The 16,215-nt window shown below is 58.3% G+C and carries 14 protein-coding genes and 1 tRNA gene; 11 read left to right on the top strand and 4 right to left on the bottom strand.

Going from position 1 to position 16,215, the window contains the following annotated elements:
• The first annotated feature begins 96 nt into the window (after positions 1–96).
• The 8 genes from petA to KIT86_RS08905 all read left to right on the top strand — a co-directional run bounded on the left by petA (position 97) and on the right by KIT86_RS08905 (position 7,169).
• Positions 97–705 carry a ubiquinol-cytochrome c reductase iron-sulfur subunit gene (gene petA, locus KIT86_RS08870; protein WP_291121418.1) on the top strand — a complete coding sequence of 203 codons (609 nt, stop codon included), beginning with the start codon at positions 97–99 and terminating at the stop codon, positions 703–705.
• Between the two features lie 37 nt (positions 706–742).
• Complete coding sequence (locus KIT86_RS08875) at positions 743–2,143, top strand: cytochrome bc complex cytochrome b subunit (protein ID WP_297397378.1); 1,401 nt, start codon at positions 743–745, stop codon at positions 2,141–2,143.
• Positions 2,144–2,174: 31 nt separating this feature from the next.
• Complete coding sequence (locus tag KIT86_RS08880; protein ID WP_297397380.1) at positions 2,175–2,930, top strand: cytochrome c1; 756 nt, start codon at positions 2,175–2,177, stop codon at positions 2,928–2,930.
• Positions 2,931–3,045: 115 nt separating this feature from the next.
• Positions 3,046–3,657, top strand: coding sequence for a glutathione S-transferase N-terminal domain-containing protein (locus KIT86_RS08885; protein WP_291121425.1), 612 nt, complete (start codon positions 3,046–3,048; stop codon positions 3,655–3,657).
• Between the two features lie 40 nt (positions 3,658–3,697).
• Positions 3,698–4,231: a ClpXP protease specificity-enhancing factor gene (locus tag KIT86_RS08890; protein WP_297397383.1), complete on the top strand. Its 534-nt coding sequence runs from the start codon at positions 3,698–3,700 to the stop codon at positions 4,229–4,231.
• A gap of 17 nt (positions 4,232–4,248) precedes the next feature.
• Positions 4,249–4,324: transfer RNA gene (locus KIT86_RS08895), tRNA-Thr, on the top strand.
• A 162-nt stretch (positions 4,325–4,486) separates the two neighbouring features.
• Complete coding sequence (locus KIT86_RS08900; RefSeq protein ID WP_297397385.1) at positions 4,487–5,731, top strand: integrase arm-type DNA-binding domain-containing protein; 1,245 nt, start codon at positions 4,487–4,489, stop codon at positions 5,729–5,731.
• Between the two features lie 679 nt (positions 5,732–6,410).
• Positions 6,411–7,169, top strand: coding sequence for a hypothetical protein (locus KIT86_RS08905; RefSeq protein ID WP_297397388.1), 759 nt, complete (start codon positions 6,411–6,413; stop codon positions 7,167–7,169).
• Between the two features lie 178 nt (positions 7,170–7,347).
• Here KIT86_RS08905 and KIT86_RS08910 read toward each other — a convergent pair whose 3' ends face one another.
• Positions 7,348–7,581, bottom strand: a complete 234-nt coding sequence (locus KIT86_RS08910) for a helix-turn-helix domain-containing protein (protein ID WP_297397389.1) — start codon at positions 7,579–7,581, stop codon at positions 7,348–7,350.
• Between the two features lie 127 nt (positions 7,582–7,708).
• Here KIT86_RS08910 and KIT86_RS08915 point away from each other — a divergent pair, with 127 nt between their 5' ends.
• Entirely contained in the window at positions 7,709–8,185 is a 477-nt protein-coding gene (locus KIT86_RS08915) for a hypothetical protein (RefSeq protein ID WP_297397391.1), read from the top strand.
• Between the two features lie 28 nt (positions 8,186–8,213).
• On the opposite strand, the gene KIT86_RS08920 is transcribed toward KIT86_RS08915, so the two are convergent.
• From KIT86_RS08920 to KIT86_RS08930, 3 genes are all read right to left on the bottom strand, one after another.
• Positions 8,214–9,344: a hypothetical protein gene (locus KIT86_RS08920; protein WP_297397393.1), complete on the bottom strand. Its 1,131-nt coding sequence runs from the start codon at positions 9,342–9,344 to the stop codon at positions 8,214–8,216.
• A 296-nt stretch (positions 9,345–9,640) separates the two neighbouring features.
• On the bottom strand, positions 9,641–11,611 hold the full coding sequence (locus tag KIT86_RS08925; protein ID WP_297397394.1) for an N-6 DNA methylase: 1,971 nt from the start codon (positions 11,609–11,611) through the stop codon (positions 9,641–9,643).
• 312 nt (positions 11,612–11,923) lie between these two features.
• Positions 11,924–12,214 carry a DciA family protein gene (locus KIT86_RS08930; RefSeq protein WP_297397397.1) on the bottom strand — a complete coding sequence of 97 codons (291 nt, stop codon included), beginning with the start codon at positions 12,212–12,214 and terminating at the stop codon, positions 11,924–11,926.
• A gap of 129 nt (positions 12,215–12,343) precedes the next feature.
• On the opposite strand from KIT86_RS08930, the gene KIT86_RS08935 reads away from it, so the two are divergent.
• Positions 12,344–13,249, top strand: coding sequence for a M23 family metallopeptidase (locus KIT86_RS08935; RefSeq protein WP_297397399.1), 906 nt, complete (start codon positions 12,344–12,346; stop codon positions 13,247–13,249).
• A gap of 170 nt (positions 13,250–13,419) precedes the next feature.
• On the top strand, positions 13,420–16,179 hold the full coding sequence (gene secA / locus KIT86_RS08940; RefSeq protein ID WP_297397401.1) for a preprotein translocase subunit SecA: 2,760 nt from the start codon (positions 13,420–13,422) through the stop codon (positions 16,177–16,179).
• Positions 16,180–16,215: the final 36 nt, after the last annotated feature.

The following is a 16,215-nucleotide window of genomic DNA, read 5'->3' on the forward strand; positions in this document are numbered from 1 at the left end:
GTCCCACACCCCGACAAGCGGTAAAGCCCCTTGACTGCTCCAGTACAATGCCGGGTTGTCCCTAGTGTCCCGTCCCGACCCCATTGAAAGATCCCCATGAGTGAAGCAACCGCCGGTGCGACTGTTGATCGCAGCCGCAGAACCTGGCTGATCACCTCCTGCGCCATGGGTGGTGCTGGTGCAGCCGCCGTCGCCGTTCCCTTCGTGAGCACCTTCCAGCCCTCCGAGCGGGCCAAGGCCGCCGGTGCTGCCGTGGAAGTGGACATCTCCGGCATCCAGCCCGGCGAGAAGATCGTCGTCGAGTGGCGCGGCAAGCCGGTGTGGATCCTGCGTCGGACGCCTGAGCAGCTCGCCGCGCTCGAGACCATCGAAGGGCAACTGGCCGACCCGAATTCGGACCGCACGGCTTACCCAACGCCGGCCTACGCCAAGAACCGCCACCGCTCCATCAAGCCCGAGTTCCTCGTGACCGTGGGCATCTGCACCCACCTGGGTTGTTCGCCGGGCGACAAGCTCACCCCTGGCCCACAGCCCTCGCTGCCCGACGATTGGAAGGGCGGCTTCCTGTGCGCCTGCCACGGCTCCACGTTCGATGTGGCCGGCCGCGTGTTCAAGAACAAGCCGGCGCCCGACAACCTGGAAGTGCCGCCGCACTACTACCTGTCCGACACCACCTTGCTGGTGGGTGAAGAGAAGCAGGCCTGAGCGGCACTGACAGACAACGGATCACAGAGGCATCCCCATGGCTGAATTCAAAGAAATTTCCCCCGACGCGCCGATCGGTCAGAAAGCGCTGAACTGGATCGACAACCGGTTCCCTGCGTCCAAGCTGTACAAGGAGCACCTCTCCGAGTACTACGCGCCCAAGAACTTCAACTTCTGGTACTTCTTCGGCTCGCTGGCCCTGTTGGTGCTCGTGATCCAGATCGTCACCGGCATTTTCCTTGTGATGCACTACAAGCCCGACGCCAACCTGGCTTTCGCGTCGGTCGAATACATCATGCGCGATGTGCCCTGGGGCTGGTTGATCCGCTACATGCACTCCACTGGCGCCTCGGCGTTCTTCGTGGTCGTGTATCTGCACATGTTCCGCGGCCTCATCTATGGCAGCTACCGCAAGCCGCGCGAGTTGGTCTGGGTGTTCGGCTGTGCGATCTTCCTGTGCCTGATGGCGGAAGCCTTCATGGGCTACCTCCTGCCGTGGGGGCAGATGTCTTACTGGGGTGCCCAGGTCATCGTCAACCTGTTCTCCGCTATCCCCTTCGTGGGACCCGATCTGGCGCTGCTGATTCGTGGCGACTTCGTGGTGGGCGACGCCACGCTGAACCGCTTCTTCAGCTTCCACGTGATCGCAGTGCCGCTGGTGTTGCTGGGTCTGGTGGTTGCCCACCTGATTGCGCTGCACGAAGTGGGGTCGAACAACCCCGATGGTGTGGAGATCAAGGCGACCAAGGACGCGTCGGGCAAGCCGCTGGACGGCATCCCTTTCCACCCGTACTACACCGTGCACGACATCCTGGGTGTCTCTGTCTTCTTGATGGTGTTCTCGGCGATCATTTTCTTTGCCCCGGAGTTCGGCGGCTATTTCCTCGAGTACAACAACTTCATCCCGGCCGATCCGCTGGTGACGCCGCTGCACATTGCACCGGTCTGGTACTTCACACCTTTCTATTCGATGCTGCGGGCCATCACCACGGAAATGATGTACGCGCTTGTGGCCATCGTCGTCATCGCTGCGGTGCTGGGAGCACTCAAAGCCAAGGTGTCTGGTGCGGTCAAGGGCGGCATCGTGATCGCCGCACTGGTGCTGGTGGCGCTGATGCTGTCCATCGATGCCAAGTTCTGGGGCGTGGTCGCCATGGGTGGAGCCGTCATCATCCTGTTCTTCCTGCCTTGGCTGGATCACAGCCCGGTCAAATCGATCCGGTACCGTCCGAACTGGAACATCTGGCTGTATACGGTGTTCGTGATCAACTTCCTGATCCTCGGTTATCTCGGGGTGCAGCCGCCGTCGCCCATTGGCGAGCGGGTGTCCCAGTTGGGTACGCTGTTCTACTTCGGCTTCTTCCTGCTGATGCCCTGGTGGAGTCGCATCGGCGAATTCAAGCCGGTGCCCCAGCGCGTCACGTTCCAGCCCCACTGAACCCACAGAGCCAATCCGGAGAGTCAAGCAAATGAAAAAAATCCTCTTGGGCTTCATGCTGGCCCTGGGCTTGTCGGGTGCGGCGCTGGCCGCTGGCGGGAACTTCCCGCTGGACAAAGCGCCTCAGCGCACCAACGATATGGCTGCCCTGCAAAACGGCGCCAAACTGTTCGTCAACTACTGCCTGAGTTGCCACTCTGCGGCGTTCATGCGCTACAACCGGCTGCGCGACATTGGCCTGAATGACAAGCAGATCGCCGAAAACCTGACCTTCACGACCGACAAGATCGGCGACACGATGAAGGCGGCCATCGATCCCAAGCAGGCCAAGCAGTTTTTTGGTGTGAACCCGCCTGATCTGAGCCTGATCGCCCGTTCGCGCTCCAGCAGCGCCGGCACCGGTGCGGACTACGTCTACACCCTGCTGCGCACCTACTACCGCGACGACACCAAGCCCACCGGGTGGAACAACCTGGTGTTCCCGAACATTGGTATGCCGCACCCGCTGTGGGAACTGCAGGGCGAGCGCCGCCCCGTGCATGAGAAGGTGATGAGCCACGGCCACGAGGTGGACCGCGTCAAGGGCTGGGAGCAGGTCAAGCCCGGCACCCTGAGCGATGCCCGCTACGAGGAAAACGTCGGCGACCTGGTGGCGTATCTGCAATGGATGGCTGAGCCGTCCCAGAACTCGCGCGTGCGCATTGGCGTTTGGGTGATGCTGTTCCTGGCCGCGTTCACCATCGTGGCCTGGCGCTTGAATGCGGCCTACTGGAAAGACGTCAAATAATCCGATCCGGGTGGGCTGGTCTCAAAGGAGACCGGCCTGACCGTTCCACAGTGGTTTGCACTGCCCGGCGGGCATGTTCGCAAGCCACTGTTTTTTGCTTTAAGGAGACTCCCACATGATGGTCTTGTATTCGGGCACCACCTGCCCTTACTCCCACCGCTGCCGTTTCGTGCTGTTTGAAAAAGGCATGGATTTCGAGATCCGGGACGTCGACCTTTACAACAAGCCTGAAGACATCAGCGTGATGAACCCGTATGGGCAGGTGCCCATCCTGGTCGAGCGCGATCTCATCTTGTACGAATCGAACATCATCAACGAGTACATCGATGAGCGCTTCCCGCATCCCCAGCTGATGCCGGGCGACCCGGTGGACCGTGCACGCGTGCGCCTGTTCCTTCTGAACTTCGAGAAGGAGCTGTTCACGCACGTGTCGATGCTGGAATCGCGCAGCACCAAAGGCAACGAAAAAGCGCTGGAAAAGGCGCGTTCGCACATTCGCGACCGTCTGACGCAGCTCGCACCGGTGTTCTTGAAGAACAAGTTCATGCTGGGTGACAACTTCTCGATGCTGGACGTGGCCATCGCGCCCCTGCTGTGGCGGTTGGATTTCTACGGAATCGAACTCAGCAAGAACGCTGCTCCTTTGCTCAAGTACGCCGAGCGCATCTTCTCGCGACCTGCCTACATCGAGGCACTCACGCCATCCGAAAAGGTGATGCGCAAGTAAATGGCTGATGGCCCCGCAGGGGCCTGGCCAGCGAACCTCCATGAGCGCCTTCGAACCGGACATCCCTTCCACGCGGCCGTACCTGATCCGTGCCTTGCACGAATGGTGTGCCGACAACGGGTTCTCGCCTTACATCGCCGTTCAGGTCGATGCATCGGTGCGCGTGCCCATGGAGTTTGTGAAAAACGGCGAGATTGTGCTCAACGTGAGCATGGAGGCCACGAGTTCGCTCAAGCTGGGCAATGAATTCATCGAGTTCAAAGCCCGCTTTGGTGGTGTGGCTCGCGAAATCATCGTGCCGGTCAGTCATGTGATCGCCATTTACGCGCGAGAGAACGGCCAGGGCATGGCCTTTCCGGCGCCTCCCGCTGCGGCCATTGCCTCCGGGCCTGCCGTGGATGCCGCCGTGGTGCCCGACGCATCGGGGGACGCCGCAGAGGCTGCCGACGGGTTGGCCCGTGGCCCCCTACGGTCCGTACCCAGCGATGCTGCGGCCCCATCGGGCGACCTGCCCGATCCTCCGGCCGGCCCGGGCCGTCCGGGCGGCAGGCCCCAGCTCAAGCGCGTCAAGTAGAATTTTTCGTAGAAGTCGCCGCTTTAGCTCAGTTGGTAGAGCAATCGCCTTGTAAGCGATAGGTCGTCTGTTCGAGTCAGACAAGCGGCACCACTTTCTGTCTATCTGAATCCAACATAGTCCAAAAATTCCTTTTGGATCAATAGGTTAGATAAATTTGGCGTCTTGCCAAGTTCGATAGTGTCCATTGACGTCCGCCATTTGTTGGCGGTATCTTCGACGGTACCGACGAAAACACGTCGAGGAGATACCGTCATGGCACTTACAGACGCGGCCTGCCGCAATTTCAAGCCTCAAGATAAACCTAAGAAGCTGGCCGACGAGCGAGGCCTTTATCTCTTAGTTAAAGCAGCAGACGCACACGGCGTAGCAGGGAAGTACTGGAGGTTTGACTTCAGGTACGGCGGCAAGCGGTTGACTTTGGCTCTTGGGGTCTATCCGGAAGTAGATCTTAAAACCGCTCGGCAGAGTCGCGATGACGCACGCGCTTTGCTTCGCGAGGGGCGCAATCCAACGGCGGAGCGTGCCGCTACCAAACGCCATGTCGCTGCGTCGGCTGCAAACAATTTCAAAACGGTTGCACTAGATTGGCATGCGGTTAAATCCGCTAGATGGAAGCAGGTAACCGCCGATAAGCAAATGACTCACTTGGTGGCGGACGTGTTCCCCGTCATTGGTCATCGTCCCATCGCAGAAATAACAGCGCCGGAGCTGTTGGCACTGTTCAATAAAATCGTGGCTCGAAACGCTGCATACACCGCTTCTCGGGTTCGCGAAATTTGCCGCCAAGTTATCGCTTATGCGATCGCCACGGGTCGAGCTACGTACAATCCCGCCAATGATTTAAGGAACACCATTGCTGTTCCATCTGTCAAGCATCGACCAGCCATAACAGACAAGCGAGAGTTTGGAATATTTCTTCGCGACCTGGCTAGTTATGAGTCTGCGGATAGGCTCACCCTGATGGCCACAAAACTCGCTCTCTTGACATTCGTTCGTTCGCAGGAACTACGGTATGCACGTTGGAGTGAAATTGATGTGGAAGCGCGCGAGTGGCGCATCCCTGCCGCGCGTATGAAAATGGGAAAGGGATTGAATCAAGCACACATTGTTCCGCTGGCGCCTCAAGCAATCGCACTGCTTCAAGAAATCAAAGCGTACGTTGGTGAAGTTGAAAACGTATTTCCCAACAACTACGGTGCCGATGGTTTCATGAGCGAAAACACCATTGGACGAATGTTGATCCGCATGGGCTACCAAGGGAAACAAACATTGCACGGATTTAGAGCATCCGCTAGGAGTTTGCTATCCGAGCGTGGATGGACTGTCGATGCGCTTGAAAGGCAGTTGGACCATGCTGAAAGGAATAAATCCGTTGCAGCATATGCGCGTAGCGAGCACTTGGTTGAGCGCCGAAAAATCATGAATGATTGGGCCAATCTCGTTGATGCGCTCACGGTAGGTGGAAATGTGGTGCACCTACCGCAGTTGGCGGCCTGAATCGCGTTGATTGCCATCTCCGAAATGGCACTTTTCTGTCTTACATCTTTACCAGGCCGATAGGCTTTGACACAATGTCCAAGTTGATTCAATAAAGGACATTGATGATGAATAAGCCAAGATCTCACGTGTCGGCTCGCCCCGGCTCAAATTTCATGCGTGCGCGGGAAGCCAGCGCCTATTTTCGCATCGCCCCGTCCACCCTCTGGAATTGGGTAAAAACTAGGCCCGGCTTCCCCAAGCCTTTCAAAGCCGGGGCTAGAGTAACCCTCTTCGATATTGCCGCGATTGAGGATTACCTTCGAGCCGATGCACTGCAGCACTAGGAGATTGCCCCGTGGCCGGGGCCTCGGCTAGCGCTTCGCACAGATTGTGGCCGGGTATGGCGCCACAGTTTGAAATCAATTTCAAAATGTCCACCTGATAGCATATTCAGTGTGTCTATTAGAGGGGCAGACGTACACGGCAAGGTGTTATGTCACACAGAACTAGACTTTTTATAGACAAACTTGCGATCACACTAGGCGTTAGACGTGAACTTCACAATCGTATCCTTGCAGCCGCAGAAGGATTAGAGGCACAAGAATTACTTTATCGAATCAACCGCGGGGAGCTACTCAACCACTACGGACGGGCATACCAACTTCGGTTTGGAGGTCATCAGATGATGACAGTGCAAATGAACCCACTGATGGCGCACAGAGTCGATACTGAAGGCAATGCGAGAGGTCGGCGCTTCATGAGACTTGAGTGGAACCCGAATGAAGCGCGACGGGCGAATCCACAGCATTGGAGCCAGATTCAACATGTGCTTAGTGAACTAATACCTGGGTTCGATATCGAGTATGTTTTGGAGCATGCGGTAATCACTCGGATAGACCTAGCATTTGATCTGCATGGGCAGCATGTCAATGGAATTCAAGTTTTTTCCTTGTTGAGAAGGGCTCACAGCGGACGTTACGAACATGGACCTCTTGGGGTGACAAATTCCATAGAAATCGGGCGCTATGGCGGAGATAGGTATCTTCTGGTCTATGACAAGCGCTTGCAGCTTGGGAGTGCCCTAATAGGGCGGTTTACAAGGGCTGCACGCACTTCAAACCTGGTAAGAAGAACTAGACCTTGGACGAGATTTGAAGTTCGACTAAAAGACGTCGGGAGTTTTGCCGAGCTTGACGCACTGAGTAATCCATTCGCCGGATACACGGTTAGCACAATTGGGCAAATGGGAGAATCGGTGAGCGGCTATGTCGAAGGGTGGTTTTTAGATGCATGTCGCTACAGAGGAATTCAAGCTGCACTCTCTACTATTCCAAATCAGCGAACACGAACCAGATACGCTAGCTTAGTGCGCAAGTTGGAGCCGCCGGAATGGTGGAGCCCAGAAGCACTGTGGTCAGAAATGCCGGTTGCCGTGGCAGATATTTTCGATAGGTAATCTATTAAATCCTGAAAATCTTCGCGGCTGCGATTTTTTACGGATTTAAGAGTTTGAAATCGATTTCAAAAAAATCGCTAGTGCGGAGTTGTGTTCCGATTTAAACGATCGTACAGAAGCAATGCGCTGAATACTGAGTATGAAATTGACATAGTCAGATTTTTGGGCCGGAGAGCGCTTACAACATGCTTGACTCCCCAAAGAAGTCAAGCATCTCGCGAGGGGGTACTTCTAACGTGTGAGCGAGCACGCAGATGTTGATAAGCGAGAGGTTGCGCTGCCCGCGTTCAATACCACCTACATATGAACGAGCCAATCCACTCTTCAGCGCAAGCGCCTCCTGCGACCAGCCGCGTGATTTCCGCAGTGAGGCCAAATGGGCGCCGAAGAGCGCCAGGGGGTTGTACTCCATACATAGCTTTCCGAGTGATCGGGAAATCTATGTTTTTGAGCTCGATAAGGCCACGTCTTATAATGACACTCACTATGAGTGACATTTGTCGCTCACAGAGATCACCGGCTTGCCATGCGCTAAGCGCGTGCCCTACATCGCATCAAGGAAAAAAATGAAAGTCTCCAAGGAACATCTTGCCTTCATGGTCGTTGCGGCTCTTTTGACCGGTTGTGGCGCTGCTCCATCGCGGCCTACGGCGCCGGTTGCGCCAATCGCTATCCCGGGGGGTGTCATGAGCGTTCACAACGCAGCTATTGCCTCTGCACGTTCGATCGCTACTGGCGGCGCGGCGGATCTGCGGGTTATGAATGAGCAGGGGTTGATGGAGCGAGCCAAAGTGGTTATCGCCGACCAACTGAGAGACCCAGGAAGCGCTCAGTTCCGGAGTCTTCGTGTCGCTTCTTATGCAGGAGGGGTGCTTGTCTGCGGGGAGGTCAACGCGAAGAACAGTTTCGGTGGGTATGCCGGCTTCGTTCGCTTCATTGCTAACGCGTCGAAGGGTGACATTGATCGGCAGTCGCTAGGGGCAAGTGCCGGCATCGTAGATGCGTGCGGCATCTAGGCGCGTCAATATCGAACTCGTGTCATCGCTAGATCGAGGTTCCGGAGAGATGTTGATCAACTAGCTCCGTCGCCTTGTCAGCGATGTCATTCTCAAGTTGGTCCGCTTCTGCGCGAAGGCTCACCGCCTTTTCTGCGCGATCTGCGATCTGCGTCTCCAGATCGTTCGAAAGCCGAACGATCGGCGTGGCGGCTATGTCCGCCGGCTCCAAATGGGGTATCGAAGTCCCGTACGCCTGGCGAATGACAAGTGGGCGACCAAGCGTGGGATGTCCCAGCGCGGTGTAGAGATAGCCGGGCCGGACGACATCGGTCTTCGGAACAATCCGCACCAGATCGTGTGACAGGAATGCCCGCTCGTGCCACTTCGTCATAAGCGCCACGGAGCCATTTAGGCCGTAGGTTTGCCCTGAGCACGCCATCACAAGCCAGCCATCTTTGACGAAAAAGTCTTCCGCATTTTCAGCTTGTTCCAGCATCACCCTTTTTGTAATCGGAGGATTGACCGAGAAGAGTTCGTCTGCGCTTAGATACGGTGCACCGTTCTCTCCGAAGACTCGCTTGAATCGCGTCATCCACCACACCCCATCAGTGACTTGCGCGAGAGTCTGGGTCGGGAGCTTCGCGGTGTGAAAGCGGTCGAGAATCGCCGTCGCCGCAGGAGAGTGGTAAGAGCCTTCCAGTCGCCGCCGACCACTGAACAGCTCACGCGACTTGACCTCGAAGCCCGTGGACTTTCTCTCGCTGCTTGCTACGGCACCGATAGCTTCCGAAAAGATGCTTTCGCTTTCGCGCTGAAGGCGCCATGCTTCGTTGCGACGGGTAAGAATGCCTCTCGCCGCGACGTCAAATTCCGCCAGCCGCTCATGCGTTGGCGTGGGAATGGGAAGTGCAAGTAGGTGCTCTGGTTCCAGGTGTTTAATGATGTGACCGTATTGCGCGGCTCCCATCATAGAGATTGCTTGCTGGCTCCTCAGGTATGCGAACACCCATCCCCAGGTGTCCGACTGGTGTGGCGTCACGCGCAAGAGATCATGCGAGATAAGTGTGTTCTCATGCGGCGCGTAGGCGAGCGCAGTCTTACCTACAGAGCCGGAGCATGTGACGACTATTTGGCCTGAGCTAACCATGCGCTCCGCGACACTGTCGGTACGGTCCAACGAAAGGAACTTACGAGGGACCGGCCGGAGGTCAAGTACTTGCGTTGCAGCGAGGAACGGCGTGCCGAACTCCCGAGAGACTTGGATACCTTTTAGACGAGAGGGTTGCCAAACTGATGCGAGCGTGTGCATGGCCGGCGTGCCGCGCTTGTCCATAGCTAGCCTAAGACCGTATCCACTGGCAAGATAGTTCTCCGCCTCCAACCTACGCTCGTTGGTCCAAAGCGATGAGGCGGACACTTCCATCCACTTGGCGCTGTGCCAAGCCCAGTGGTTCCTCTCCTCTTTGGGGGCGCTTAGTTTTGCTCGGAGAGCCATTTGCGAAACTCCTGGGCAATCTGAAGAGTGTTGTCGTCGACTACTTTGGTCAGGGTCTTCTGCGACTTGTAGACCAGTTGTCCATCCTCAAACTCTTTGAACTTCTTTTCGACCTCCTCAACCACCTCGTTGCCCTTTTTATCCCGTACGTAAGTCGTGTTCCCGCGCTTGTCGTGTCCTACATGATTGGCAACAGCCATAAATATGCTGTAGTCATTCATGCGGCCGGCCGCGTCCTCAAGAGCAATCAATGCGTCTGTTTTACGCTGAAGAACAAGAACACTGGTTTGGACGCTAACGTTTGGTTGGAACGTGTCCGGATGAAGGTCAACGGACGCAAGCACTTGCGTGTTTTGAAGGATCCACTGGCGCACGTAGCCAAGGCCTGGCGAGCCTAAGATTCCGTCTGGCAACACCATGGCTACGCGACCGCTGCCGGGCTTCAAGAACTTCACGCAGCGTTCGATAAAGAGAATCTCCGGCGGCTGAGACTTCTGGATGCCTTCACCCATAATCCAACGGTCAGTCTGCTCGTTGTATGCCCAAGAGTGCCCCAGGTCATACTTCTCTAGGATGGCTGGATCGTCGACGGGGATCTTCGACCCGAACGGCGGATTGGTGAAAATGAGATCAATTTTTCCAATCAGTGACCGATCGCGAAGGCCCTCTTCCCATGTGGCGGGGCTCGCAAGCGAGTTCGCTTGATAGAGCCCGCCCGCACCGTCATTGTTCATCACCATGTTCATCTTCGTGGCCTTCACCAGCTCTGGGTTGAAGTCAAGGCCGACGATACAAGAGCCCGCGAACTTAGCGATGCGAGAGACGATTTTCGGCTCTGCGCGTTTGATGTCACCTCTCCATTTGTCCAACTCAGAAGCACGGATCTTCTCGATCACATGGTTCATCGCAGCGATCAGGAACCCTCCCGTACCGCAAGCCGGATCTAGCATGAGTTGACCTTCAGATGGGTCGAGCATAGATACCGCCATGTTGCAGACATTGCGGGGAGTGAAGAACTCGCCACGGTCTCCTCGAAGGTTCGAACCGACGATCTCTTCGTATGCATGCCCTTTCACGTCGACGTCACTCTCAAGCAGCGAGTACATCTGAAGTTGGCTGACGAGATAAGCGAGCACCTGAGGCTTAAGCTCTATAGTGTCGTTAGCTGTAAAGATCGCCGGAAACTCGCTTTTCACGGCTTCGAAAAGTGCGTCGAGCCGCTTTTTTACCTTCAGCGGTCCGTTGATTCCAGCTCGCTCATTGCCAGCGGCGTAGAACTCTACGACCTCGCTGTCGCGCTCATCATGAATCTTGCAGAAGATGAGCTTTAGCAGCTCCCAGAACGCCTGAGGCTTCTGCAAACCTTGATTGCCGGCGATGTAGTTGTGGCAACGACGGAAGGCGAAGAGGAGAGCGTCAGACGAGGCGGGTTTGAGCTGATCAAACTTGGGGCGTTCTGCCTCGTCTCCAGTTTGACCAAAGCTGGGAAGGTCAGGAAGCTCCTCGAAAAGGATCTTTCCCTTGCTCTCCACCTTCCGATAACAAAAGCGTTCTAGTCCATTCGTCCACATGCCGTAGATGGCATTGGGGCAAGCCGCCATGTAGCTCTGTAGCTGTCCAACGCCTTCTTTGCGATCGCTGGACCGCACCTTCTTTTCTTTGCACTCGACGATGATGTACGCGCTCGACTGATCTCGATCTTCGCCCGAGTTGAACACCACAATATCGGCTCTCGGCTTGCGCGAACCTAGCCGCAGTACATACTCAACAAGTATGTCGCTCTTGGGGTAGCCATATTCACGGACAAGCGATTTCGCGATCTCTTGGCGTACGTACTCTTCTGGAGTTTCCTCGCGCTGGGTCCTTCCGTCGATGAAATCAAGCACCTTGCCTTGCTGAACAATCACAGCTACTGGCTTCAAAGCTGCGACTACCGTGCTCTCTTCCATCTTGACGCCTTCCAACTTAGTGGGGGGAGACCCGCGACCTCGCGGACTACCTTGTACAAAACTTTCCAGTCTAGCATTCGGGCGGAGAGTCTCACGAGCGACCCAGCTCTTCAGAAATGGCTAGGAGCGTGCATGTGGCGGATGGAAAGTGATGAGCGTGCGACCATCAGCCCCACCAAGATCAACATGACGGTACTTTTGACGGTACTTTTTTCGGGGGGCGCGCTACGTGTGAGGATTTATGCGGCTTGCCGTTGTATTTTCGAGTCAGACAAGCGCACCAGTCACCGCCCGCGAAGACGCAGGCCGCGCTCATCGCCCCGGCGTTTGGACTTTGATGCGGATTGCGTTAACCTGCGCACCCCTTTGAGTCAAAGCCAATTGCAGCGAAGGCAGCAGGTGGCGAAGTTTGGTCGACGCGGCGGAACTGGCCACCAGCAGACACCACTCCTGATCCTGCAAGGGCCCAGCCTGCACATGAGGGCGCAAGCTCGCAGGTATCAGGTGTTGAACCTGATCCAGGCACCAGCGGGATTCGCGGATGCGCTCCTGCAGCGCGGCGAGAGTGGGCGCAGCTCCCACCGCCTGCTCCAGACTGAGCATGGTGTTGTGGGAGCGTGGGGCGTTAGACATGCGATGAGGGTGGCCCAAGTGAATCCGGGCGGCCTGGAAAGGTAGAGCAGAGCAGTGCACATCATTATCACGGACGCCTGGCTGGCACGGAGCCGCGCCATGCACCTCAGCGGACTCAAGCTCGTCGGTGTCGGCGTGCTCGCGTCGGTGCTGTTGATGCTGGGCGCGATCACGACCTATCACTGGGTGTTTCTGGAAGGCGTGCGCCAGGGCTGGCCCGGGTTCGCCCCGGTGGCGCGACTGGTGCACCAGGACGAAGCCAATTCCCAGAACGCGTACATGCGCGCCAATCTCGACGCGATGGCCCGCAAGCTGGGTGAAATGCAGGCGCGCATGGTTCAGATCGACTCGCTGGGCGAGCGGGTCGCCGGCCTGGCCGGCCTGAGCCCTGCGGAATTCAAGCCCAAGCCGGGCGCCGGCGGGGCGCTGGTGGGGGGGCGTGACTTGAGCATGGACGAGCTGATGGGCGCCCTGGACCGGATCGACCAGACCAGCGGGTCGCGCGTGGACTGGTTGACGGTGGTCGAGTCGCGCCTGTTCGACCAGAAGATCCAGCGCACCATGGTGCCGACCGAACAGCCGGTGGCCGGCGTGCAGGTGGGTTCGCCGTTTGGTTTTCGCATCGATCCCATCACCGGTCGGTCCGCCTTGCACACAGGCTTGGATTTCCCATCCGACCCCGGCACGCCTATTCTTGCTGCCGCCGGTGGGATGGTCGTGGTGCAGGAGTACCACCCGGCCTACGGCAACATGGTCGAAGTCGACCACGGCAACGACCTGATCACCCGGTACGCCCACGCGTCAAAGGTGTTGGTGAAGAAGGGCGATATCGTGAAGCGGGGCCAGAAAATCGCCGAAGTTGGTTCCACCGGGCGCTCTACAGGGCCACACCTGCACTTTGAAGTGTGGGTCTCGGGGGTGCCGCAGGATCCGCAGCGCTTCCTGGCTGCCGGTGAAAACATGGCCGTCGCCAAGGCAACCGGACCCGGACCCCGCAGGCCCTGAGCGAGGGGCAGGTGCGACGGGTAAAATGCGCGCTTTGCTCTTGAAAGCCCTGCGTCCGTCGGCACATCACGGGTAGTTTCCCGTCATTTGCTCTCCCGGGTTCGCGAGAGCCCTCCTACCTCCAATTGCCTGCCCGGAATCCACAGGGTATCCGGCGCAGGCCCGCACGTATGGCCACAAACTTCCTCACCAAAATATTTGGTAGCCGCAATGACCGTCTCCTGAAGACCTATCGCAAGACGGTGGAGCGGATCAATGGACTGGAGTCGAAGTTCGAGCAGCTCAGCGACGACGAGCTGAAAGCCCAAACGGAGGCTTTCAAGCAACGCATCGCCCAGGGCGAGGCCCTGGAGGCCTTGTTGCCCGAGGCATTTGCAGTGGTGCGCGAAGCGAGCAAGCGCGTCATGAAGATGCGCCACTTCGATGTGCAGTTGATGGGCGGCCTGGCACTGCACCATGGCAAAGTGGCCGAAATGCGCACCGGCGAGGGCAAGACGCTGACCGCCACGCTGCCCGTCTACTTGAACGCGCTGACTGGCAAAGGCGTGCATGTCGTGACCGTCAACGACTACCTGGCGAGCCGCGATGCGCAGTGGATGGGCCGGCTGTACAACTTCCTCGGCCTCACCGTGGGTATCAACTTGCCCCAGGCCCCGCGTGAGGACAAGCAGGCGGCCTACCGCGCCGACATCACCTACGGCACGAACAACGAGTACGGCTTCGACTATCTGCGCGACAACATGGTCTATGAGGCTGCAGACCGCGTGCAGCGAGGCCTGAACTACGCGATCGTGGACGAGGTGGACTCGATCCTGATCGACGAGGCCAGAACGCCTCTGATCATCAGCGGGCAGGCGGAAGACCAGACCCAGGTTTATCTGGCGATCAAACAGCTTGTGCCCCATCTGGTGCGCCAGGAAGGCGAGGCCGACCCACGCACAGGTGAGGGCGTGATCAAGCCCGGCGACTTCACCGTGGACGAGAAGGCTCACTCCATCCACATGACTGAGCAGGGTCATGAGAATGCCGAGCGCCTGCTGAGCCAGGCCGGGTTGCTGCCCGAAGGCGCTTCGCTCTACGACCCCGCCAACATCGCGCTGCTGCACCACCTGGTGACCTCGCTGAAGGCGCACCATCTCTATCACCGCGATCAACACTACGTGAACCAGAACGGTGAAATCGTGATCGTCGACGAGTTCACAGGGCGCCTGATGTCGGGCCGCCGCTGGAGCGACGGCCTGCACCAGGCCGTGGAGGCGAAGGAGGGCGTCGCCATCCAGCCGGAGAACCAGACGCTGGCGTCCATCACCTTCCAGAACTACTTCCGCTTGTACAGCAAGCTCTCGGGCATGACCGGCACGGCGGACACCGAGGCCTACGAATTCCAGGAAATCTACGGGCTGGAGACGGTGGTGATTCCGCCCAACCGGCCGAGCAAGCGCACCGATCAGCTGGATCGGGTCTACAAGACCACCAAGGAAAAGTACGTCGCGGCAATTGAAGACATCCGCGAATGCCACGAACGAGGTCAGCCGGTGCTGGTGGGTACCTCTTCGATTGAGAACTCCGAGATCATCGCCAGCCTGCTGCAGGCCGAAAAGCTGCCACACGAGGTGCTCAACGCCAAGCAGCACGCCCGCGAGGCCGACATCATCATCCAGGCCGGCCGACCCGGCGCCATCACCATCGCGACCAACATGGCCGGCCGCGGCACCGACATCGTGCTCGGTGGCAATCTCGAGAAGATGGTCGATGCGGTGCAGAACGACGAAGCACTCGACGATGCCACCAAGGCGGCTCGCGTCGAGTCGATCCGCCAGCAATGGCAGCAGGACCACGACAAGGTCAAATCCCTGGGCGGCTTGCGCATCATCGCGACCGAGCGCCACGAATCGCGCCGCATCGACAACCAGTTGCGCGGCCGCTCTGGCCGCCAAGGTGATCCTGGTTCGTCGCGCTTCTACCTGAGCCTGGACGATTCGCTCATGCGCATCTTTGCCGGCGACCGCGTGCGCGCGATCATGGATCGCCTGAAGATGCCCGAGGGCGAGGCGATCGAAGCGGGCATCGTGACGCGCAGCATCGAGAGTGCGCAGCGCAAAGTCGAAGCGCGCAACTTTGATATCCGCAAGCAGTTGCTGGAGTACGACGACGTCTCCAACGACCAGCGCAAGGTGATTTACCAGCAGCGCAACGACATTCTTGACGCCACGTCGCTGCGCGCGCAGATCGACGCGCTGCGCGAAGGCTGCTTCACGGACGTCGTGCACCAGTACGTGCCCGAGGGCAGTGTGGAAGAGCAGTGGGACCTGCCCGCGCTGGAGCGTGTGCTCCGCGAGGAGTGGGCGGTGGAAGCGCCGGTGACCAGTTGGGTGGCCGACGCCGAAGCCATCGACGTGGAAGAAATCGTCGAGCGCGTCCAGGCCGCTGCCAAGTCTGTGTTCGAGGGCAAAGTGGCGCTTGTGGGCGAAGAGAACTTCACGCAGTTCGAGCGCGTCGTGCTTTTGCAGACCATCGACGGCCAGTGGCGCGAGCATCTCTCGGCCCTCGACTACCTGCGCCAGGGGATTCACCTGCGCGGCTACGCGCAGAAGCAGCCAAAACAGGAGTACAAGCGCGAAGCCTTCATGCTGTTCGGCCAACTCCTCGACAGCGTCAAGAACGACGTCACCCGTGTGTTGATGAATGTGCGCGTGCAGTCGGCGGAGCAGATGGCCGAAGCGGCTGAGCGGCTGGAGGAACGTGCCGAGCAGATCGCCAATGTGACCTACACCGCCCCGACTGAAACCGGCGAGGCGGAAACCATCGCCGATGCGGCCATTGCTGCGGCCGCGCGCCCTGCGGGCAACGTGCCCCGCGTCGGGCGCAACGATCCCTGCCCCTGTGGCAGTGGCAAGAAGTACAAGCACTGCCACGGCAAGCTGGACTGACGGTGGCGTGCGGGCGGCACCAGGGGTGTCCGCCGC

This window comes from Hydrogenophaga sp. (genome assembly GCF_026125825.1).
Taxonomy (GTDB): domain Bacteria; phylum Pseudomonadota; class Gammaproteobacteria; order Burkholderiales; family Burkholderiaceae_C; genus Hydrogenophaga.

What these genes read in the sequence shown, in the direction of transcription:
- petA (WP_291121418.1), top strand. Translation starts at nt 97, where the DNA reads ATGAGTGAAGCAACCGCCGGTGCGACTGTTGATCGCAGCCGCAGAACC.
- KIT86_RS08875 (WP_297397378.1), top strand. Translation starts at nt 743, where the DNA reads ATGGCTGAATTCAAAGAAATTTCCCCCGACGCGCCGATCGGTCAGAAA.
- KIT86_RS08880 (WP_297397380.1), top strand. Translation starts at nt 2,175, where the DNA reads ATGAAAAAAATCCTCTTGGGCTTCATGCTGGCCCTGGGCTTGTCGGGT.
- KIT86_RS08885 (WP_291121425.1), top strand. Translation starts at nt 3,046, where the DNA reads ATGATGGTCTTGTATTCGGGCACCACCTGCCCTTACTCCCACCGCTGC.
- KIT86_RS08890 (WP_297397383.1), top strand. Translation starts at nt 3,698, where the DNA reads ATGAGCGCCTTCGAACCGGACATCCCTTCCACGCGGCCGTACCTGATC.
- KIT86_RS08900 (WP_297397385.1), top strand. Translation starts at nt 4,487, where the DNA reads ATGGCACTTACAGACGCGGCCTGCCGCAATTTCAAGCCTCAAGATAAA.
- KIT86_RS08905 (WP_297397388.1), top strand. Translation starts at nt 6,411, where the DNA reads ATGAACCCACTGATGGCGCACAGAGTCGATACTGAAGGCAATGCGAGA.
- KIT86_RS08910 (WP_297397389.1), bottom strand. Translation starts at nt 7,581, where the DNA reads ATGGAGTACAACCCCCTGGCGCTCTTCGGCGCCCATTTGGCCTCACTG.
- KIT86_RS08925 (WP_297397394.1), bottom strand. Translation starts at nt 11,611, where the DNA reads ATGGAAGAGAGCACGGTAGTCGCAGCTTTGAAGCCAGTAGCTGTGATT.
- KIT86_RS08930 (WP_297397397.1), bottom strand. Translation starts at nt 12,214, where the DNA reads ATGCTCAGTCTGGAGCAGGCGGTGGGAGCTGCGCCCACTCTCGCCGCG.
- KIT86_RS08935 (WP_297397399.1), top strand. Translation starts at nt 12,344, where the DNA reads ATGCACCTCAGCGGACTCAAGCTCGTCGGTGTCGGCGTGCTCGCGTCG.
- secA (WP_297397401.1), top strand. Translation starts at nt 13,420, where the DNA reads ATGGCCACAAACTTCCTCACCAAAATATTTGGTAGCCGCAATGACCGT.